Source organism: Lysobacter sp. A378 (assembly GCF_054052125.1).
Genome location: NZ_JBSVRK010000002.1, coordinates 883,434 through 903,735, shown reverse-complemented (window position 1 = coordinate 903,735; position 20,302 = coordinate 883,434). Strand labels below are relative to the sequence as shown.

The window sequence follows — 20,302 nt, the reverse complement described above, 5'->3', positions numbered from 1 at the left end:
GGAGACACCGCATGTACCGCAAGCAATTGACCGTCGCCATCGTTGCCGCATTGCTCGCGCCATGTGCCTGGGCGCAGTCGTCCACAAGCCCGGCGAGCGAGGATGCCGCACCGGACAACCAGGCGTTGACGCTGGACAAGGTTACGGTGACCGCGCGCCGGCGGGCCGAGTCGCTCCAGGACGTGCCGGTGGCCGTCACCGCCTTCACCGAGGATGCGCTGAAGGATCTGCAGGCCAGTGATGTGACCGGCCTGCAGGGAGCGGTGCCCAACCTCAATATCGTCCAGGGCCGCGGCTCGGCCAACAGCACCAACGTGTTCATCCGTGGCATCGGCCAGCCCGACGCGCTGCAGACCTTCGACCCGGGTGTCGGCATGTATGTCGACGACATCTACTACTCGCGCATCAACGGCTCGATGTTCTCGCTGTTCGATATCGCCCAGATCGAAGTGTTGCGCGGTCCGCAGGGCACGCTTTACGGCAAGAACTCCACCGGCGGCGCAATCAAGGTCACCACCAAGGATCCGTTCGACTACACCGGCGGCTCGGTCGAGCTGACGGCCGGTGACTACGGTCGCCTGGAAAGCCGCTTCTATGTCGCCCACCAGCTGAGCGATACGGTCGCCGCCAGTCTTGCCGGCGCCTTCGTCCGCAACGACGGCTACGTCCGCGACCCCGATACCGGCCGCGACTTCAACAACGATGACACCCAGTCGCTGCGCGCGAAGTTCGCCTTCCGTCCGAGTGACGGGTTCCGCGCCACGTTGTCACTGGACCACAGCAAGCAGGACGTTGCGCCGACCCTCGGCCGGCCGATGGCGCCGCTGATGCAGACTGACCTGGCGTTTGGCCCGGTCGTGCTGCGCCCGGCGGAGACGGATGAGTGGGACTACCGCTCCCGCACCTCGTTTGCCCCGCCGGGACACGGCCAGTCCCTCGAGCACTCCGGTGCGTCGCTGGCGATGGAGTGGGACCTGAACTCGCAGTGGCTGTTCAAGAGCATCAGCGCCTACCGCGAACTGTCGACCCATTCGTTCATCGATATCGACGCCTCCGAGTTCGAGCTCGGCGATGTACTGGTGGCGCTGGACCAGGACCAGGCCAGCCAGGAATTCCAGTTGCAGTACGACAACGGTGACAACCTGCAGGCCACTTTCGGCGCCTACTACATGCGCGAGAACGTGCCGTCGCACCAGGAGGCCTATGCCAATGACCTGTTTGCGCTGGCGGGCATGCCGATCAGCTTCCTGCGCACGATCGACGACGACCTGACCAGCACCAGCGTGGCTGCGTTCGCCCATGCCAGCTGGGAGTTTGTCCCGACCTGGTCGCTCGCCGCCGGGGTGCGCTGGACCCGTGACAACAAGGAATATGACCGCACCACCAGCACCTTCTGGGGCGCGCCGTTCCAGGCGCTCGATGAGACCGTTGCTTTCAGCGCGGAGGCGGACTGGACTGCGGTGACGCCGTCGCTGAGCCTGCAAAAGGCCTTCAGCGACAATGTCATGGGCTACGTATCGGCCAACCGCGGCTTCAAGTCGGGCGGCTTTAACGGCCGCGCCAACACCGTCTATGACACCTTGAACGCCGAATACGATCCCGAGTACGTCTGGACTTACGAGGTCGGGTTGAAGGCGAGTTCGGCCGACAACCGGTTGCGCGGCAGCGTGGCGGCATTCAAGAGTGATTACAGCGACTTCCAGGCGCGGGTCTCGCAGGACGTCGGCACCTTCCCGGTACTCAACGCCGCCGAGCTCGACATCAGCGGTATCGAGTTCGAGGGCATCGCGTTGCTGGGCGAGTCGACTACCCTCAGCGCGCAGCTGGGCTGGCTGGACGCGAAGTACGCACGCTTCGATGACTTCCGCCTGGATCCCACGTACCTCGGCTACGACCCGGCGCTGAACCATGACCACGTGCCGTTCTCGCCGGAGTTCACCGGGCGCGTCGCGTTGCAACATGGCTTCCAACTGGATGGCGCGGGCATGCTGACCCTGGGCGCGGACATCTCGTACCGCGCCGACACCTGGCTGTCGGTGGACAACCGCGACGTGCTCAAGCAGGACGCCTACACCGTGGCCGGCGCCTATGGCGTCTGGGATTCTCCGGCCTACGTGTGGCAGGTCCGTGCCGGCGTGCGCAACCTGACCGACGAGGTCTACATGACCGAGGGCCAGGAGTTCGCCAGCGTCGGCAACATCCAGACGGCCTACTACGGCCTGCCACGGAACTACTACCTGTCGGTGCGCTACAACTTCTGAGTTGCAACCCATCAGGCAACCCCGCTTCCGGCTGACCCCCGGTCCGGCGGCGGCGGGCTTCGGCTCGTCGTCGCTGTTTTGTTTTTGGGTATCCTCGCCGCATGCTGAGTCTGACCACTGTCGCACTGGCAAGCCTGGCCTGGCTTGCATTGATGTTCGGCGCCGCGCTGTACGGCGAGCGCCGTCCGGCCGTGTTCGCGCGGCACTGGCGGCATATCTACGCGTTGTCGCTGGCGGTGCACTGCACCTCGTGGACGTTCTACGGCACCGTTACCCAGGCCGCGCGCTACGGTTGGCCGCTGCCACCGACGTTCCTGGGCGCGATCGTGCTGTACGCGCTGGCGGTCGGTTTCATGATCAAGCTGGTGCGGCTGGCGCGCGAGACCAACGCCACCTCGATCGCCGACTTGATCGCCACCCGACTGGGCAAGGATGCATGGCTGGCAGCGACGGTCACCCTGGTGGCCGCGCTGGGCCTGATTCCCTACATCGCGCTGCAGTTGAAGGCGGTGGCGATGAGTTTTGCCTTGCTGACCACCAGCGATGCCGGCAGCACTGCGGCGGCCTGGCAGGACAGTGCGTTGTACGTCGCCTTGGCGATGGCGGTGTTCGCGATGCTGTTTGGTACCCGGCGCGCGAGCGCGACCGAGCACAATCGCGGGCTGGTGCTGGCGATCGCGTTCGAGTCGTTGTTCAAGCTGGCCGCGATGCTGGCCATTGGGGTATTCGTCTGGTTCGGCCTGGATATCGGCTCCGCGGCGGACCTGGAGCAATTGCAGGGTCAGCTACCTGCGGCGACCCCGGCCGAGCCATCCGGCGGCTTCGTGCCGCTGGTACTGCTGGGTGCATTGGCGATGTTCATCCTGCCGCACCAGTTCCATATCGGCGTGGTCGAATGCCGCGACGAGGACGACGTGCGCACCGCACGCTGGCAGTTCCCCTTGTACCTGGTGTTGATCGCTCTGCCGGTACTGCCATTGGCGACCGCCGGTGCGGCGCTGCTGGGCGATAGCGTGCCATCGGACATGTACGTGCTCGCGTTGCCGTTGTCGCAAGGCCACGAAGGCCTGGCGCTGTTCGCATTCCTGGGGGGGCTGAGCGCCGCCACGGGGATGGTTGTGGTCAGCACCCTGACCCTGGGCCTGATGATTGGCAACCACTGGTTCGCGCCGGGCTTGTTGCGTGGAGCGTGGTCGCGCAACGACGGCAGCGACCTGCGCGGCAGCGTGTTGCTGCTGCGTCGCGGCGGCATCATGGTGATCATGCTGCTGGCGTGGGGCTACAGCCGCCTGGTCAGTGGCAGCGAGGCGTTGGCGGACGTCGGTGCGGTGTCGTTCTCGGCGCTGGCGACGCTGGCGCCGGCGTTGGGGTTCGCGGTGTGGCGACCGCAGACGCCGCCGCGCGCCGCCGTGATCGGAGTGGCGGTCGGGTTTGCGGCGTGGGCCTGGGTGCTGCTGTTGCCGACGATGTTCGAGCTGGGCGGCAGGCCACCGGCGTGGATCGAGTCCGGACCTTTTGGCGTCGCCCTGCTGTCGCCCGATGGACTGTTTGGATTGACCGGCTGGAGCCGGCTGGGACGAGCCGTGGGGGCGAGCCTGTTCCTGGGAACGATCGCCACGGTGTTGGGCTGGATCTGGCGACGCGATACACCGCGTCAAAGCTATCGTGGGCTGGACGCGAAGACGCTCCGGGATGCGGGCATGCGTTTCCTGCCACGGGAAAGGGTGCTGCAGTTGTTGCATGGCGTGCCGGCGGTTGGCTCGGTGCCAGTGCCGATCGAGGCCGGGATCGAACGTGAGCTGGCGGCGGTGTTGGGTTCGGCATCGGCGCGGGTGTTGCTGGATGCGGCCCGCAGTGAGGGCGGCCGCGGCCTGGATACCGTCGCCGCGATCGTCGGCGAGGCTTCGGCCGACCTGCGCTTCAACCAGCGGGTCCTGGAGGCCGCCTTGCAGAACATGAGCCAGGGCATCAGCGTGGTCGACGCGCAGTTGCGTCTGGTGGCATGGAACCGGCGCTACGCCGAGCTGTTCCAGTATCCCGCCGAGCTGCTGCAGGTGGGCCGGCCAATCGCTGACCTGTCGCGTTGGGCGCTGGGAAAACTGCCTCCCAAGGGCGATCTCGAGCGGGCGCTTGAACGCCGCCTGGCGTTCATGCGCGCCCGTACCCCACACCTGAGCGAACGCGTACTGCCCGACGGCAACATCATCGAGATCCGCGGCAACCCGATGCCCGGCGGCGGATTCGTCGCGACCTTCACCGATGTCACTGATTTTCGCCATGCCGAGAGGGGCCTGTTGCAAGCCAACGAAACCCTGGAGCAGCGCGTGGCCGAGCGAACCGCCGACCTCCAGGTAGCCACCCGCGAGGCCGAGCGCGCCAACGATGCCAAGAGCCGCTTCCTCGCCGCCATCGGCCACGACCTGATGCAGCCCTTGCACGCCGCGCAGTTGTTCACCGACGCGCTGGACACCCAACTGGCCGGGCAAACCCAGCGTGAGGTGCTGGCGCAGATCGGCGGTGCGCTGGATTCCACCAGTGACCTGCTGACCGGCCTGCTCGACATGTCGCGGCTGGAGGCGGGTGGGCTGGTACCCGAGCTACGGGATTTCCCGTTGGCCGAGGTGCTCGAACCGCTGGCGTCGGAGTTCAGCGCGATTGCGGCGGCGCGGGGACTGCGGTTTTGCTTCGTGCGCACCAGTGCCTGGGTCCGCAGTGATCCACAATTGCTGCGCCGCGCGCTGCAGAACTTCCTTGCCAACGCGGTTCGCTATACCGACGTCGGTGGCATCCTGCTCGGCGTTCGCCGCGACCACGCCGGCCTGCGGATCGAGGTGCATGACACCGGGTCCGGTATCGACCCGGCGCTGCAGGATGCGATCTTCGAGGAGTTCCGGCGTGGCGAGAATGCCCCGGGGCAGGGTCTCGGCCTGGGGTTGTCGATCGCCGATCGGATCGCCCAGTTGCTGCATGCTCCGTTGACGTTGCGCAGTACGTTGGGCCGGGGCACGGTGTTCGCGATGCGGGTGGTGCAGGCCCCGACGCCGGCTGCGGTCGTCGCGCCCCGTGCCGCGCGCAGTCTCGCCAGCCTGCGGGTGTTGCTGGTCGACAACGACCCCCAGGCGCTGGATGCACTTGCCGGGGTGTTGCGCGGCTGGGGCTGTGAGGTGGCGGCGGCGGTGGATCGCGAGAGTGCGGAGCAGCGGATGGAGGAGGCTCCCGCGTCGCTGTGGTTGTTCGACTATCACCTGGACCACGGCGATACCGGTATCGCGCTGGCTGCCTACCTCGGTGAACGGCACGGTCCGCGTCCGACCCTGTTGCTCAGCGCCGATGGTACCCACGCGGTGCGCCGGGCCGTGCTGGAGGCCGGCTATTCGCTGCTGGCCAAGCCGCTCAAACCGTTGGCGCTGAAGTCGGTGCTGGACAGGCTGATTGCCGCCTCCGAGATACGACCCGCAACCGCCCCGCTGTTGTAGCCCGCAGGCCCGCGGATTCGTCGGGTTGGGGTGTCAGTCCGCGATTCGCCGCGACGGGTCGGTCAGCTCCAACTCGCGCAGCACCACGCCAGCCTGGGTCCGGTTGCGCACCCCGAGGCGTTCGAAAATGGCCGACAGATGCGCCTTCACCGTGCGTTCCTGTACGTCCAGCCGATCGGCGATCTGCTTGTTCAGCAAGCCCTGGGCGACCAGGGTCAGCACCCGGAACTGCTGCGGCGACAGGCTCGCCAGCCGCGCGGCGAGGTCGGCGTCGTCCCGGGAGCTTTGCGTCCGCGAGACAGCGGCCCGCAATGATGGCGGCAGCCATTGCTCACAGCCGAGCACGGCGCGGATCGCGTCGCGCAGTTCGTCCAGCCCGGAACTCTTTGGCAGGTAGCCCGCGGCGCCATGGTCGAGCGCGCGACGCACCACCCGTGGATCATCGTTGGCCGACACCACCACGACGGCGACGCCCGGGTACTGCGCACGAATCGCGGCAAGGCCGGCCAACCCGTGGTTGCCGGGCATATGCAGGTCGAGCAGGACCAGATCCACATCGGCTTGCGCTTCCAGCACGGCCAGCACGCCATCCAGCGATTCGGCTTCGTGTACCGTGATATCCGCGACGGCATCCACTGCCGCGCCGCGCAGTGCGGCCCGGAACAGCGGATGGTCGTCGGCAATGAGCAAGGTGGGCATCGGACGATTTGTCGGACAGGTAGTAGCCCAGCCTAGCAAGCGGCCGGGAATTGCGGACGGTACGAAAGTACGATGGCGGCGAGCATCGGTCTTGCTAAGGTCGGCAAATGAACCTTTCCATGCTTGAGTTATCCGTGGTTGCCGCCTTGGCCGTGTTGGCCGGTTGCGCGACACCTGCCCATCACACCGGGAGCACGCCAGTCGACGTCAGTTCCGCCAACCAGTCCGACGCGACGGCATTCGGACCGATACGGGTCAGCGAGCATCGTGGCCCCGATGATGATCTGCTGACCGCAGGACTCGGCCTGGACGGCTTGCGCGCGATGACCCCACCGGCATTCGCCGACCCGGCCGCGCCAACGGTCGAGGAAGTGCGCCGTCGTGCCACGTGGAGCAACTGGCGTGGCATCGCCGACCTGGCGCCGGGCGGCGGCTATGGCGAGCTTTACGGCAGTGTCGCGTCGGTACCGGGTCGCGAGTACCAGGCATTCGCACGGGTCGCCGGCGCGAGCCAGCCGCATCGCGTGCTGGTGCAGGTACCCGACAATTTCGACCACGAAGCCCGCTGCATCGTGGTGGCGCCGGCGTCGGGATCGCGCGGAGTGCTGGGCGCGATCGCGATTGCGGGGCCGTGGGCGTTGCCGAAGGGTTGCGCGGTCGCCTATACCGACAAGGGTGCCGGCACCGACTACTTCGATCTCGACGCGGGACTGGGCGCGCGTCTGGACGGCACCATGGGTGCACCGTCGGCGGACGAGCCACTGGCCTTCGTGCCGGAGCCGGCGACCGGCCACGGCGTCGCGGTCAAGCACGCGCACTCGCGTGACAACCCCGAGGCGGACTGGGGCCGGCACGTCAAGCAGGCCGCCGAGTTCGCCCTGCTGGCGTTGGACCGCGCATTCCCGGACTCGCCGGCGTTCCAGTTCGACAACACCAGGGTGATCGCGGTCGGCATCTCCAACGGCGGCGGGGCGGTGTTGCGTGCCGCCGAGCTGGACGGTGACTGGCTGGATGCGGTCGTTGCCGGTGAGCCGAACGTGCAGGTGGCAGGTGCGCGCCCGTTGTATGACTACACCACCGAGGCGGCGTTGCTGATGCCCTGTGCGTTGCCAGTGCTGGGCATCCCGCCGATGCCGACGGCCGCGGCCCAGTGCGCGGCGTTGGCCGAAGCCGGTCTGGTGACGGGCGCGACCATCGAAGAGCAGCAGAAGTCTGCTTACGACACCCTGCACGCGAACGGCTGGACCGACGCGGCATTGCGGGCCGGCTCAATCAGCGTGGCGTTCGATTTGTGGCGCTCGGTGGCGGTGACATACGCCTCCACTTATGGCCGCTACGGCGTGGCCGAGCATCCGTGTGGATATTCGTTTGCCGCGCAGACCCAGGCAGGCACGCCACGCCCCGCGACGGCTGTCGACCGCGCCGCCTGGTCGGCGGATGGTGGGGGTATCCCGCCCGGAGCCGGTGTCGCCATCATCGCGCCGGCGCTCGATCCCGACGCCCCGTTGGCCCAACTGCAATGCCTGCGCGGGTTGTGGGATGGCGAAGGTGCGGACGCCGAACGCGTACGCGAAGGCATCGCTGCCGTGCGCGCCAGCCTGCCGCGTACGGACCTGCCGATCATGGTGATCCACGGACTCGATGACGGCCTGATCCCACCGGCGTTCAGCAGCGCGCCGTATGTCGCCGCCGCGCAGGCCGCTGGCCGCGACGTGCACTACTGGCAGGTGCGCAACGCACAGCATTTCGATGGGTTCCTCGGCCTGCCGGTCTACGGCGCGCAGTACCTGCCGTTGCTGCCGTATGTCCATGAGGCGCTGGATCGGACCTGGGCGCACTTGCAAGCAGGTGCGCCGATGCCGGCAGACGCCGTGATCGAGACCATCCCGCGCGGCGCGGGGAATCGGCTGGAAGCACGCCACCTGGCGATTCCACGCTGATCACGCCGTTATCTCTCCCTGATCGAATACCGCCGTGCGGCATTCGATCAGGGATTACTGCGTATCAGGCGCCGCGCGAACCCCCGCGTCCGCCGCTACCTGGGCGTCCGCCACTGCGCGGACCGCCCTGACGCGGACCGCCTGGGCCGCCCGGGCCGCCGGAACGATTGCCACCGGGTTTATTGGCCGGTCGACCGCCGGGAGCGCGCGTGCTGCGTGACTTGTCGCCGTAGGGATTGAACCCGCCCGGATTGGCATGGTCGGACGGAAAGCTGGGCGAGCTGGCTGGACCGCGATCGTTGCGTCCCTGGCCACCACCCGGACGGCCAGCGCCCGGACGACCCGCGCCGCCCGGACGCCCGTGACCGCCACCCGGCTTGCCATACGGCTTCGGGGTGCGGCCATCCGCGTTGCGGTGACCGGTGGGGCCGGTATTCACGCCGTCAGGCACGTACCAGCTGCGGAATGCGGCGGGGTTGCCGTCCGGTAATGGCTGCTGGCCCTTCGGGGCGCGCTGCTTGAACGGCTTTTGCGACTGCTTGGCGGCGGCTTCACCGCTGACGGTCAGTCCGCCATGCCGCTTGGGCGCACCACGGCCGCGACCACGGTCCTCCCGAACATTGTCGAAACGGCGCAACTCGCGGCCCTCGTCGGCCGAAGTGACATGGCCACCGACGTAGCCGGGACTCTGTGCCCTGCCAGTGAGGTTGATGGTCGAACGGGCCGCCTTGCGTTGGCCAATCACCGGCTGCAGGGTCAGCGCCGACGGTGCGCCATCTTCCAGTCCCAGGCCCTTGCGCAGACTCTCGACACGCTCGGTCGTCAGCTCCTGCGACTGGCCGCGCAGCAATTCGCGGGGCAGGTCGACCGAGCCGTATTTGATCCGCTTCAGGCGGCTGACCTGACAGCCTTGTGATTCCCACAGGCGACGGACTTCGCGGTTGCGTCCTTCCTTCACCACGACCCGGAACCAGTCGTGCGAGTCCGCACCGCCGATGCGCTCGACCTCATCGAACTTCGCCGGGCCGTCCTCCAGTGTGACGCCGCGTTTGAGGCGGTCGGCAATGGCATCTTCCACGTGGTCCTGGCCTTCGGGCGCACGCACCCGGCAGACGTACTCGCGCGACACCTCGAAGGAGGGGTGCATCAAGGTATTGGCCAACTCACCATCGGTGGTCAGCATCAGCAGGCCGGTGGTGTTGATGTCCAGCCGGCCGATCGCGATCCAGCGCGCGCCCTTCAGCGCCGGCAGGGCGTCGAAGATGGTCGGGCGACCTTCGGGGTCCTCGCGCGTGGTGACCTCGCCTTCGGGCTTGTTGTACATCAACACCCGGGACGCTTCGGTCAGCGCGCTGGCGATGAAGTGGCGGCCGTCGATCTCGACCTTGTCGCCACTGCCGATGGATACGCCGACCTGGGCGACCTCGCCATTGACCTTGATCAGGCCATCGGCGATGCGTTGTTCCAGTGCCCGGCGCGAGCCGAGACCAGCCTGCGCGAGCACTTTGTGCAGGCGTTCCTGCATGCGCACAGCGGGGTTGTCACCGGCGTCGTTGCCGTGCTTGAGGGAAAGCTTGCCGCGGGTTTCTTCAGTCATTTCTGTTGCTCCGACGAGACCAGCGAGGCGTCGTCTTCTTCGAGTGGTGCGGTTCCCGGCATCGCGTCGATGGCCGGGTTGGCGGTGGTGGGTTCGTCTGCATCGACACCGATGCTTCCGGCGTCGATGGTCTGGGGTGGATCGGGCGCGTCCTTGTCGTTGAAGCGCAGTTGTGGCTCCAGCTCGCCGATTTCCTTCAGCTCCGACAGCGGCGGCAACTCGTCCAGCCGCTTGAGTCCGAAGTAGTCCAGGAAGCCCCGGGTGGTGCCAAACAAGGCCGGCCGACCGGGGACATCCCGATGGCCGACGACGCGGATCCATTCGCGTTCTTCCAGCGCACGGATGATGTTGCTGCTGACCGCCACGCCGCGCACCTGCTCGATCTCCCCGCGGGTGACCGGTTGCCGGTAGGCGATCAACGCCAGCGTTTCCAGCGTGGCGCGGGTGTAGCGGGTCTGGCGCTCGGTCCACAGGCGCGCGACCCAGGGGTGGACGTCGGCCTTGACCTGGTAGCGGAATCCCGACGCCAGCTCCACCAGTTCGACGCCCCGATCGGCGCAGTCGCCCTGCAGTGTTTCCAGTGCCTGGGCGACGCCGCCGGTCGGTGACGGTTCGCCGCTGGCGACGTCGGCGGCAAACAACTCGTTGAGCTGGGCCACCGTCAGCGGCTGGCTGGCGGCGAGCAACGCGGCCTCGACGATTCGGGTAATCAGGATTTGGTCCATGGATGATTCTATGGCGATGATTCTGTGGTGAAAAATAGCTTTGGGGCCGTGCGCGGGCGTTGCCGCTCAGGGTGTGGCGTCGTCGTTGGCCGCCTGGTCGAACTCGTCGCTGAGTTGGATCTCCGACGGGTCGGTACCAAGCGCCAGTGACTTGACATAAATGGGCGCCAATGCGGCTTCCTGGACGATGTCGACCAGTTGTTCCTTGGCCAGGGTGAGCAGGCCGAGAAACGTGACCACCACGCCGAGCCGGCCTTCGTGCACTTCAAACAGGCTCTCGAAACGGTGAAACGCGCCATCTTCCAGTCGCGCCAGAAGCTCCGCCATCCGCTGGCGCACGCTCAGCGCATCGCGCTTGATGGCATGTTCGGTGTACAGCTCGGCGCGTTTGAACACGTCGTGCAGGGCCAACAACATCTCGCGCAGGTCGACCTCCGGCGGTAGCTTGATTGATGCCCGATCCGGAACGAACGCGTTCGCAGGAGCGGTATCGCGATCCTGCCGGGGCAGGGCATCGATGTCTTCGGCCGCCTTCTTGAAACGTTCGTACTCCTGCAGCCGGCGTACCAGCTCGGCGCGGGGGTCGTCTTCCAGGTCCTCCTCGGCCATGGCGCGCGGTAGCAACATCCGCGACTTGATCTCGGCCAGGATCGCGGCCATCACCAGGTATTCGGCGGCCAGCTCGAAGCGCAAATGGTGCATGGCCTGGATGTAGTCGACGTACTGGCGGGTGATCTCGGCCACCGGGATGTCGAGGATCTCAAGATTCTGCCGGCGGATCAGGTACAGCAACAGGTCCAGCGGTCCTTCAAATGCGTCGAGGATGACTTCCAGCGCGTCCGGAGGAATGTACAGGTCCTGCGGAATCTGCAGTACCGGCTGGCCGTGCACCATGGCGAGCGGCATTTCCTGCTGGCGCGGTGGCGCCAACCGTGAGGCGTCCCCATCCTGGACCAGCGTCAAATTTTGCATGCTCGCGTCGGGCGCGGGATCGTTTGTCATGCGGGGCCGACCCCCTCTGGGTCGTGGCGCTGCAATATCGGAAGAACGGAACACGGCCGGGGAAATCGTTCCAGCGACCCCGGTAGTCGCACCACGTGGCAGCGTGGCGGCAACGCGTGGCGGCAAACGGTTTCAGAAATTCCAGGCTTGGAGTGTCGCGCTGTGGCGTTGAACGTGGACCGTGGAAGACGTAGTGCCATGCAGGGCGCTCGGACGTCTTCGGCAAACGGCTCAGTGGCCTCAGGTTGTTCGTAGGGTACGGGCTGGCGAAACCGCTGTCCAGCGGCTTCTGCGGGAGTGTGACCTACAATTCAGCGACATCCAGGAGGAATACAAGCCATGTGGTACGTGATCGAGGGGTATGACGGCGACGATGTGCTGGCGCGACGGAAGAAGGCGCGGGCGGAACACCTCGCCCGGCTGACGGCGCTGCGCGATGCGGGTCGATTGCTGCTGGCCGGCCCGTGTCCGGCGATTGATGCACAAGACCCCGGTCCGGCGGGCTTCAGCGGCAGCGTGGTGGTGGCCGAATTTGAATCCCTGGAGGCCGCCCGTGACTGGGCGCAAGCCGATCCCTACGTTGACGCGAAGGTCTACGTGCGCACCGAGGTGCGACCGTTCAACCCGGTATTGCCCTGACTCCGGGCGTGCCGATGGGATCGGTATTGCGCCGCATCGGGCGAAAACATCGGGTGTAAAACGGGTAGAGTCGATTGAACGCTGGATCGAGGAACTGCTAATGAAGCCGTGTCCGCATCGTCTCCGCCGTCCGACCCCGAGGCTGCTCGCCTGTGCATTGGCCTGTTGCCTCGCGTTCGCCGCCCCCACCGTACTTGCGCAGAGCACCGCCGCCACGATCCGTGGCCAGGTCACCCTTGATGCGGCGCCGGCCGACAATGCCCAGGTGACGGCGACCAACTTGGCCAGCGGACTGACCCGCAGCGTCCAGTCTTCTGCCGACGGCCGCTATTCGCTGGCAGGACTGCCACCGGGGAACTATCGGGTCGAAGTCACCGCCGGTGACCGCAGCAATTCCCAGGTGGTGACCGTGAGGGTTGGCCAGACGGCGACACTGGACCTGGCGGCAGGTGGGATGGCCGAGACCGGCCCGGTGGGCGAGGCTACTGAAATGGCGACGGTGCAGGTCACGGCGCACGCGCTGGTGGAGACCAAGACCTCGGAGGTGGCGACCTACGTCAGTCAGAAACAGATCGAGGCGCTGCCGCAGGTATCGCGCAACTTCCTGGCCTTCGCCGACACGGTCCCGGGCATGCAGTTCTCGGGCTCCGGGGAGAGTGGTTACACCAGTCTGCGCAGCGGCGCCCAGTCGTCCAACGGCATCAATGTATTCATCGATGGCGTCGGCCAGAAGAACTACGTGCTCAAGGGCGGCATCAGCGGGCAGGACAGCAGCCGGGGCAACCCGTTCCCGCAACTGGCGATCGGCGAGTACAAGGTCATCACCTCCAACTACAAGGCCGAATACGACCAGATCAGCAGCGCCGCGGTGACGGCGGTCACCAAGTCCGGCGGCAACCAGTTCGACGGCAGTTTCTTCTGGGACCGCACCTCGGACCAGTGGCGCGCGCCGACCGTGCGCGAGGACAAGGCCGGCGAGAAGGTACCCTCGAGCGAGGAGCAATACGGATTTGCCCTGGGCGGCCCCATCATCCAGGACAAGCTGCATTTCTTTGTCACCTACGAGGCCAAGGATTACTCCCAGCCGCGTGAAGTGCGTATCGGTGAGAACTTCACCGTGGACCAGTTGCCCGCGCACCTGCGCCCGCTGATTGGCAACAACCAGGCCACCTTCAACGAGGACCTGTACTTCGGCAAATTGAGCTGGCAGGCCAGTGACAGCCAACTGGTCGAGTTGACCGCCAAGCACCGGGTCGAGGAGGGCCTGCTGCTCGATAGCGGCGTCAATACCGCCAGCCGCGCCAAGACCGACAACAACGAGGAGACGCGGATCGACCTGCGCCACCAGTTCAACGCCGAGGACTGGCTCAATGACGTCCATCTCACCTATGAGGAAAGCTACTGGAGTCCACGCTCGAACGTGATCGCGCCCGGTTACCAGCTCTACACCTGGCCACTGGACGACGAGGGCAATCCACAGGAGCGGCTGGTGCTGGCCTCCGGCGGTGGCGCCGACTACCAGGACAAGGGCCAGGAAGGTTACGGGCTGCAAGACGATTTCACGTTCTTTGGCTGGGCCGGGCACACGGTCAAGGCCGGCATCAAGTTCAAGAGCGTCAAGGTCAGCTCCTTCGAGCAACAGCCGTACAACCCGCAGTTCCGTTACGACATCGCCGGCGACCCGATGCTGCCGTACCAGGTCAACTTCAATGCCAGCACCATTACCGGCGACCGCGCGATCAGTTCCCGCAACAAGCAGTTTGGTATCTATGTGCAGGACGATTGGGAGGTCAATGAGCACCTGATCCTGAACCTCGGCCTGCGCTGGGATTACGAGCAGACGCCGGGGTTCCTGGATTACCAGACCGATCCGGGCATCGCCGCGGCGCTGCGCGACTGGGCCAACCTCGACGGCGCCAACTACGACATCGAGAATTTCATCTCCACCGGCAGCAACCGCGAGGCGTTCAAAAATGCCTGGCAGCCACGGTTGGGGTTTTCCTACGACCTCAACGCCGACAGCCGTCATGTGATCTTCGGTGGCGCCGGCCGCTCCTACGACCGCAACCTGTTTGATTACCTGGCGCTGGAGCAAGCCAAGCACACCTTCCCCAGCTACCAGTACCGGTTCGACACTGCGCAACACGCCTGCGAGGTTGGCGTCGACAACTGCCTGGCGTGGGACCCGGCGTACCTGGATCCGGACCGGTTGGCGCAACTGGTGGCGGGAAATCCCAACCAGGGGGTGGAAATCAACTTGATCGACAACGACCTGAAGACGCCCTATTCGGATCAGTACAGCCTGGGCATGCGCAACATGATCACCCTGGGCGGCCACGACTGGGACAGCTCGGTCACCCTGGCCCATATCCGCAGCTACGACGGCATCTACTTCGCGCTGGGCAACCGGTATCCGAACGGTGACTTCCGCGACCCGGCCAAGCCCGACGCCACCTGGGGAAACAACCCGGAGAACAACCTGATCCCGGGTTACGGCAAACTGCTGATTGCCCGCAATGGTATCGAGACCAAGCTCAACAGCCTGCTGCTATCGATGAACAAGCCCTACACCCAGGACTCGGGCTGGGGGGTGACCATCGCCTATACCTACAGTGACGCCAAGGAGAACCGCCTCAACGCGGCCAATGCCGACGAGCATTATCTGTTCGACTACGGCGACCTGGTGGGGCAGCCATTCCTGCGCTCGGTGGGGATCGCCAAGCACCGCCTGGTGACCACCGGCATCTACGATGCACCGTGGGGGATCACCGTATCGGCGAAGCTGAGTCTGGCCAGTCCGGTCGCTCGCGATGCCACCAACTGTTACGCGGCGGCGACCTTCGACAATTGCTATTTCGATCCCTTCATCCCTGATGAGTCGATCGGGTTCAAGCAGTTCGACCTGGCGTTGCAGAAGGAATGGGATACCGGCAGCGAGCTGCGTTTGTGGGCGCGCGCCGACCTGATCAACGCCTTCAACTGGCGCAACTGGACCGACTACGACAACTGGCGTGGCGGGCCCGATGATCCCAACCTGACATTCGCTGAGCGCAATGGCGATGGGATTTTGTTGCCCACGCGCACCTTCAAACTGTCGTTTGGCCTGGACTGGTAACGCATGACGGTATCGCCCGTTTCGCCGCCGAGTGCCATAGAGCCACGTCGTGGCGGTGCGGGCCGGCTGGTTGCAGTGTTGCTGTGTTCGTTGTTGCTGTTTGCGTGTAAACCAGCGGAGCCGCCGAAGACCTCGGTCGAGGCGCGCCAGGAGCAGATCCAGCAGGCACAACAGACACAACAGGTACAGGTCACGCCGCCGGCCGAGCCGGTGGTGGAGGCGGTGCCGGAAAAGCCGGTGCTGCCCGAGCTGTTCGACGATATCGAGCGGCGTACGTTCCAGTTTTTCTGGGACACCACCAACGAGCGCAACGGCCTGACCCCGGACCGCTACCCGTCGCGCCCGTTTTCCAGTGTTGCCGCCATCGGGTTCGCGCTGACCGCCTACCCGATCGGGATCGAGAATGGCTGGATCAGCCGTACCCAGGCGCTCGACCGTACCCTGACCACGCTGAAGTTCCTGCGAGACATTCCCAGCGGCAAGGAGGCGACGGGCGACGGCGCATGGCACGGTTTCTTCTATCACTTCCTGGATATCGACAGCGGTGAGCGTTATTCCAGCTGGGTCGAGCTGTCCAGCGTCGATACCGGCCTGCTGATGATGGGCGTGCTGTTTGCACAGTCGTACTACGAGGGCGACGATCCGCGCGCGGTGGAGATCCGCGAGATCGCCGATGAGCTGTACCGCCGCGTCGAGTGGACCTGGCTGCAGCGCAACCCGCCGTTGATATCAATGGGCTGGTATCCCGAGAGCGGCTTCATCGAGTACGACTGGAAGGGCTACGACGAGGCGATGCTGTTGTACGTGCTGGCGTTGGGCTCGCCCACCCACCCGGTGGAGCCGGAGGCATGGACGGTCTGGACGCGGACCTACAATAACGTCTGGGGGGTTTACCAAGGCGAGGAATACCTGTCATTCGGGCCGTTGTTCGGCCATCAGTTCAGCCATGTCTGGATCGACTTTCGCGGCATCCGGGACGAGTACATGCGTGAGCGCGGGATCGACTATTTCGAGAACAGCCGCCGCGCCGCCTACGCCCACCGCGCTTACGCCATTGCCAACCCGATGGGCTGGAAAGGGTATGGCGAGAATGTCTGGGGACTGACTGCCAGTGACGGTCCGCAGAACACCTTGCAGGAGTATGCCGGTGAGCAGCGCCAGTTCCACCATTACACCGCCCGTGGCGCGGGGTTGAGCATCAACTTCGACGACGGCACGATTGCGCCGACGGCGGCGATTGCGTCGCTGCCGTTCGCGCCCGAGATCGTGATCCCGGCAACGGTGGAGATGCACAAGCGCTACGGGAGTTTCCTGTACTCCAGCTATGGGTTCCTGGATGCCTTCAACCCCAGCTTCAATTACGACATCCCGCTGAAGAACGGGCGCATCGTGCCGGGCAAGGGCTGGGTGTCCAGCGACTACATCGGGATCGATCAGGGGCCGATCCTGACCATGATCGCGAACTACCGCAATGATTTCGTCTGGGATGTCATGAAACGCAACAAGTACATCCGTGCCGGCCTGGAGCGCGCCGGGTTTACCGGTGGCTGGCTGGCACCGGAGCCGCAGCCGGAGTCGGAGTCGGAGTCGGAGTCGGAGTCGGAGGAAGGACAGGCGGAGGGGCAAGGCAAGAATCCTGCCCCGGCGCCAGCCGACCCGGAAGCCGCCGCTGCCCGTGCGATGGGGCAGGCCGAGGCACGTTCGCGGCAGCCACCCGCGGAACCCGCCCCGGTGCTGTTGCCGGTGCCGTGAGCGGCATGAAGATGCCAAGGTGAGCATGAAGCGGTGGATATCGGATACGGCCTGCGTCGGTGGCATTCTCTCGCTGGCCCTGTGCCTGTTGTTGCTGGCCGGCTGCTCGCGCGAGGACGACGGCAGTACCGTGGTCGAGTTCTGGGCGATGGGTTATGAAGGCGAAGTTGTCGCCGAGCTGGTGCCCCAGTTCGAGCGCGAACACCCGCACATCCGCATTGCGTTGCAGCAGCTGCCCTGGACCGCCGCCCATGAGAAGCTGCTGACCGCCTACGCGGGCGATTCCTTGCCGGACGTTTGCGCCATCGGCAATACGTGGATTCCCGAGTTCGCACTGCTGGGAGCGTTGACGGAGCTGGAACCGCACATCGCGGCGACCCCACAACTCGACCCGCAAGACTACTTTCCCGGCGCCTGGGACAGCGGCGTGGTGGACGGCCATACCTATGCGGTGCCGTGGTACGTGGAAACCCGCCTGCCGTTCTATCGGCGCGACTTGCTGCGCCAAGCCGGGTTCGACCAGCCGCCGACCACATGGGACGAATGGCGTACCGCGATGGCCGCGATCAAGCAGATGGTTGGCCCCGACCGGTACGCGATCCTGCTGCCGCTGAACGAGTTCGAGCCGCTGCTCAATTTGGCCATGCAACAGCCCGAGCCGCTGCTGCGCGACGGTGGCCGTTACGGCAACTTCCGCAGCCCGGGGTTCAAGCGTGCGCTGGCGTTCTACAAGGAGATGTTCGACAAGGGTTGGGCGCCGCAGGTCGCCAATACCCAGATCTCCAACGTCTGGGATGAGTTCGGGCGTGGCTTTTTCTCGTTCTACCTCAGCGGGCCGTGGAATATCGCCGAGTTCCGCAAGCGCCTGCCGGCCGAGCTGTCGGAGGCGTGGATGACCATGCCGCTGCCCGGCCCCGACGGCCCCGGTGCATCGGTGGCCGGCGGAACGAGCTTCGTAATCTTCAGCGACTCCCCGCACAAGGACGCGGCATGGGAGTGGATCAGTTTTTTGTCGCGCCCTGAGATCCAGGCCCGTTTCCATGCCCGCACCGGTGACCTGCCACCGCGACGCAGCGCATGGCAAAGCGATGCGCTGGTCGAGGATGTCTACGCGCGTGCCTTCCGCGACCAGCTGGAGCGCGCCAAACCCACGCCGAAGGTGCCCGAATGGGAGCGCATCGCCAACGAGATGCTGGTGGTCAGCGAACGCATGGTCGCCGGCCGGCTGAGCGTGGACGAAGCGGCCGCAGAGCTTGACCGTCGCACCGACGCGATACTGGAGAAGCGCCGCTGGATGCTGGACCGCGAAAGTGATCGCGACAACGACAGCGGCCGCGAAGTCGAGCCCGACAGCGACCCGGGGCAGGTTGCGCCATGAAGTCCTCAACCGCCGGCTGGATCTTCGCCGCGCCCGCACTCATCGTCATCGGCCTGTTTTTCGGGGTGCCGGTGTTCGCCGCATTTGCACTGAGCCTGACCGACTTCGACATCTACGCCCTGGCCGACATCGGCAACCTGCGTTTCGTGGGCCTGGGCAACTACATCGAATTGCTGCAAACGCCGCTGTTCTGGAAGGCGCTGGGCAATACGCTGTACTTCGTGGTGGTCGGGGTGCCGCTGTCGATCGCGGTGTCGCTGGGCGCCGCCTTGCTGCTGCACTCGAAGCTCGGGCTGCTGAAGCCGCTGTTCCGCACGGCATTTTTCGCGCCGGTGGTAACCACCGTGGTGGCGGTGGCGGTGATCTGGCGGTACCTGTTCCACACCCGCTACGGACTGGTGAACTGGGCGCTGTCGGGAGTCGGCGTCAACCCGGTCGACTGGCTCGGCGACCCGCACTGGGCGATGCCGACCATCATCGCGTTCGCGGTGTGGAAGAACTTCGGCTACAACATGATCATCTTCATCGCCGGCCTGCAGGCGGTCCCGGAGGATCTGTACGAAGCCGCGCGCATCGATGGCGCCTCGCGCTGGCGGCAGTTCTGGCATATCACCCTGCCGATGCTGGGGCCGGTGATGTTGCTGGTCACCATCCTGACCCTGGCCGGCTACTTTCAACTGTTTGCCGAGCCCTACGTGATGACCCAGGGCGGGCCGCTGCAGAGCACCGTCAGCGTGCTGTACCTGATGTACGAGGAGGGCTTCAAGTGGTGGAACCTGGGCAACGCATCGGCGGTCGCGTTTCTGTTGTTCGTGCTGATGACCACCATCACCAGCGCGTTGTTGTGGTTCGCGCGACGCAAGGGAGCCGAATGATGCGGGCCGGGGAGGGCGCATGAGCCCGCGCATCGCCCAGAGCATCGTCAACGGCCTGATGCTCGCGTTGGGCGTTTTGAGCCTGGCGCCGTTGCTGTGGATGGCGTCGGTGTCATTCATGCAGCCCGGGGAGGCCAGCAGCTTCCCACCGCCGTTGTTGCCGTCCGCGGCGACGTGGGGCAACTACCACGAGCTGTTCGCCAAGGCCGGGATGGGCCGCTACCTGTTCAACAGCTTCCTGGTGGCGACGTTGACCACACTGATCGCCGTGTTGCTCAACACCCTGGCTGGTTACGCCTTTGCGAAGCTGCGCTTTGCCGGTCGCGAGCCGGTATTCCGGGTGCTGCTGGCGGCGCTGGTGATCCCGGCGCAGGTGGCGATGATGCCGTTGTTCCTGATGCTCAAGCAGGTCGGGCTGGTGAATACCTATGCCGCGGCGATCGTGCCCGGCATGGCGGGTATTTTCGGCATCTTCCTGGTCCGCCAGTACGCGCGCTCGATCCCGGATGAACTTCTGGAGGCCGCGAGGATCGATGGCGCCGGCGAGTTCCGGATCTTCTTCCAGATCGTGCTGCCGGCGCTCAAGCCGATCCTGGTGACGCTCGCGATTTTCAGCTTTCTGGCCGCCTGGAACGACTTCATGTGGCCATTGATCGTGCTCAGTGATGCCGACCTGTACACGCTGCCGGTGGCGCTGGCGTCGCTGTCGCGCGAGCACGTGCAGGACAACGAACTGATGATGGCCGGCTCGGTGGTCACCGTGCTGCCGGTACTGGTGTTGTTCCTGGTGCTGCAGCGCTATTACATGCAGGGTTTGCTGGTGGGCAGCGTCAAGGGCTGAAG

General features: G+C 65.6%; 12 protein-coding genes and 1 pseudogene. 9 read left to right on the top strand and 4 right to left on the bottom strand.

The features are described 5' to 3' along the window. Window positions 1-11 precede the first annotated feature (11 nt). Window positions 12-2,261: a TonB-dependent receptor gene (locus ACW7G1_RS09945; RefSeq protein WP_456979571.1), complete on the top strand. Its 2,250-nt coding sequence runs from the start codon at window positions 12-14 to the stop codon at window positions 2,259-2,261. A 101-nt stretch (window positions 2,262-2,362) separates the two neighbouring features. Next, the gene (locus ACW7G1_RS09940) at window positions 2,363-5,737 is read left to right on the top strand and encodes a PAS-domain containing protein (protein WP_456979570.1); all 3,375 of its coding nucleotides are present in this window, start codon (window positions 2,363-2,365) and stop codon (window positions 5,735-5,737) included. 33 nt (window positions 5,738-5,770) lie between these two features. Here ACW7G1_RS09940 and ACW7G1_RS09935 read toward each other — a convergent pair whose 3' ends face one another. Next, window positions 5,771-6,436 (bottom strand): response regulator transcription factor, encoded by a 666-nt coding sequence (locus tag ACW7G1_RS09935; RefSeq protein WP_456979569.1) that lies wholly within the window; start codon window positions 6,434-6,436, stop codon window positions 5,771-5,773. A gap of 119 nt (window positions 6,437-6,555) precedes the next feature. Between ACW7G1_RS09935 and ACW7G1_RS09930 the strand changes: the two genes are divergently transcribed. Beyond that, complete coding sequence (locus tag ACW7G1_RS09930) at window positions 6,556-8,376, top strand: 3-hydroxybutyrate oligomer hydrolase family protein (RefSeq protein WP_456979568.1); 1,821 nt, start codon at window positions 6,556-6,558, stop codon at window positions 8,374-8,376. Window positions 8,377-8,440: 64 nt separating this feature from the next. Here the strand turns inward: ACW7G1_RS09930 and ACW7G1_RS09925 are convergent, their stop codons facing one another. From ACW7G1_RS09925 to ACW7G1_RS09915, 3 genes and pseudogenes are all read right to left on the bottom strand, one after another. After that, a complete protein-coding gene (locus ACW7G1_RS09925; RefSeq protein ID WP_456979567.1) occupies window positions 8,441-9,973 on the bottom strand; it encodes a pseudouridine synthase in 1,533 nt (510 codons plus the stop codon). A gap of 163 nt (window positions 9,974-10,136) precedes the next feature. After that, window positions 10,137-10,698, bottom strand: a pseudogene (gene scpB, locus ACW7G1_RS09920) (SMC-Scp complex subunit ScpB); the annotation flags it as partial. Between the two features lie 66 nt (window positions 10,699-10,764). After that, window positions 10,765-11,670, bottom strand: coding sequence for a segregation and condensation protein A (locus tag ACW7G1_RS09915; RefSeq protein WP_456979890.1), 906 nt, complete (start codon window positions 11,668-11,670; stop codon window positions 10,765-10,767). A 369-nt stretch (window positions 11,671-12,039) separates the two neighbouring features. Here ACW7G1_RS09915 and ACW7G1_RS09910 point away from each other — a divergent pair, with 369 nt between their 5' ends. The 6 genes from ACW7G1_RS09910 to ACW7G1_RS09885 all read left to right on the top strand — a co-directional run bounded on the left by ACW7G1_RS09910 (window position 12,040) and on the right by ACW7G1_RS09885 (window position 20,300). Beyond that, window positions 12,040-12,339, top strand: coding sequence for a YciI family protein (locus tag ACW7G1_RS09910; protein WP_456979566.1), 300 nt, complete (start codon window positions 12,040-12,042; stop codon window positions 12,337-12,339). Window positions 12,340-12,439: 100 nt separating this feature from the next. Then, the gene (locus ACW7G1_RS09905; RefSeq protein WP_456979565.1) at window positions 12,440-15,454 is read left to right on the top strand and encodes a TonB-dependent receptor domain-containing protein; all 3,015 of its coding nucleotides are present in this window, start codon (window positions 12,440-12,442) and stop codon (window positions 15,452-15,454) included. Window positions 15,455-15,457: 3 nt separating this feature from the next. Next, entirely contained in the window at window positions 15,458-17,206 is a 1,749-nt protein-coding gene (locus tag ACW7G1_RS09900) for a glucoamylase family protein (protein ID WP_456979564.1), read from the top strand. 25 nt (window positions 17,207-17,231) lie between these two features. Then, window positions 17,232-18,584: a sugar ABC transporter substrate-binding protein gene (locus ACW7G1_RS09895; protein WP_456979563.1), complete on the top strand. Its 1,353-nt coding sequence runs from the start codon at window positions 17,232-17,234 to the stop codon at window positions 18,582-18,584. Beyond that, window positions 18,581-19,459 carry a carbohydrate ABC transporter permease gene (locus ACW7G1_RS09890; RefSeq protein WP_456979562.1) on the top strand — a complete coding sequence of 293 codons (879 nt, stop codon included), beginning with the start codon at window positions 18,581-18,583 and terminating at the stop codon, window positions 19,457-19,459. Before ACW7G1_RS09895 ends, ACW7G1_RS09890 begins: the two co-directional genes overlap by 4 nt. A gap of 19 nt (window positions 19,460-19,478) precedes the next feature. Next, window positions 19,479-20,300, top strand: a complete 822-nt coding sequence (locus tag ACW7G1_RS09885) for a carbohydrate ABC transporter permease (RefSeq protein WP_456979561.1) — start codon at window positions 19,479-19,481, stop codon at window positions 20,298-20,300. Window positions 20,301-20,302 lie beyond the last annotated feature (2 nt).

Coding starts and splice junctions, on each gene's coding strand:
- ACW7G1_RS09945 (WP_456979571.1), top strand. CDS start 12: ATGTACCGCAAGCAATTGACCGTCGCCATCGTTGCCGCATTGCTCGCG.
- ACW7G1_RS09940 (WP_456979570.1), top strand. CDS start 2,363: ATGCTGAGTCTGACCACTGTCGCACTGGCAAGCCTGGCCTGGCTTGCA.
- ACW7G1_RS09935 (WP_456979569.1), bottom strand. CDS start 6,436: ATGCCCACCTTGCTCATTGCCGACGACCATCCGCTGTTCCGGGCCGCA.
- ACW7G1_RS09930 (WP_456979568.1), top strand. CDS start 6,556: ATGCTTGAGTTATCCGTGGTTGCCGCCTTGGCCGTGTTGGCCGGTTGC.
- ACW7G1_RS09925 (WP_456979567.1), bottom strand. CDS start 9,973: ATGACTGAAGAAACCCGCGGCAAGCTTTCCCTCAAGCACGGCAACGAC.
- ACW7G1_RS09915 (WP_456979890.1), bottom strand. CDS start 11,670: ATGCAAAATTTGACGCTGGTCCAGGATGGGGACGCCTCACGGTTGGCG.
- ACW7G1_RS09910 (WP_456979566.1), top strand. CDS start 12,040: ATGTGGTACGTGATCGAGGGGTATGACGGCGACGATGTGCTGGCGCGA.
- ACW7G1_RS09905 (WP_456979565.1), top strand. CDS start 12,440: ATGAAGCCGTGTCCGCATCGTCTCCGCCGTCCGACCCCGAGGCTGCTC.
- ACW7G1_RS09900 (WP_456979564.1), top strand. CDS start 15,458: ATGACGGTATCGCCCGTTTCGCCGCCGAGTGCCATAGAGCCACGTCGT.
- ACW7G1_RS09895 (WP_456979563.1), top strand. CDS start 17,232: ATGAAGCGGTGGATATCGGATACGGCCTGCGTCGGTGGCATTCTCTCG.
- ACW7G1_RS09890 (WP_456979562.1), top strand. CDS start 18,581: ATGAAGTCCTCAACCGCCGGCTGGATCTTCGCCGCGCCCGCACTCATC.
- ACW7G1_RS09885 (WP_456979561.1), top strand. CDS start 19,479: ATGAGCCCGCGCATCGCCCAGAGCATCGTCAACGGCCTGATGCTCGCG.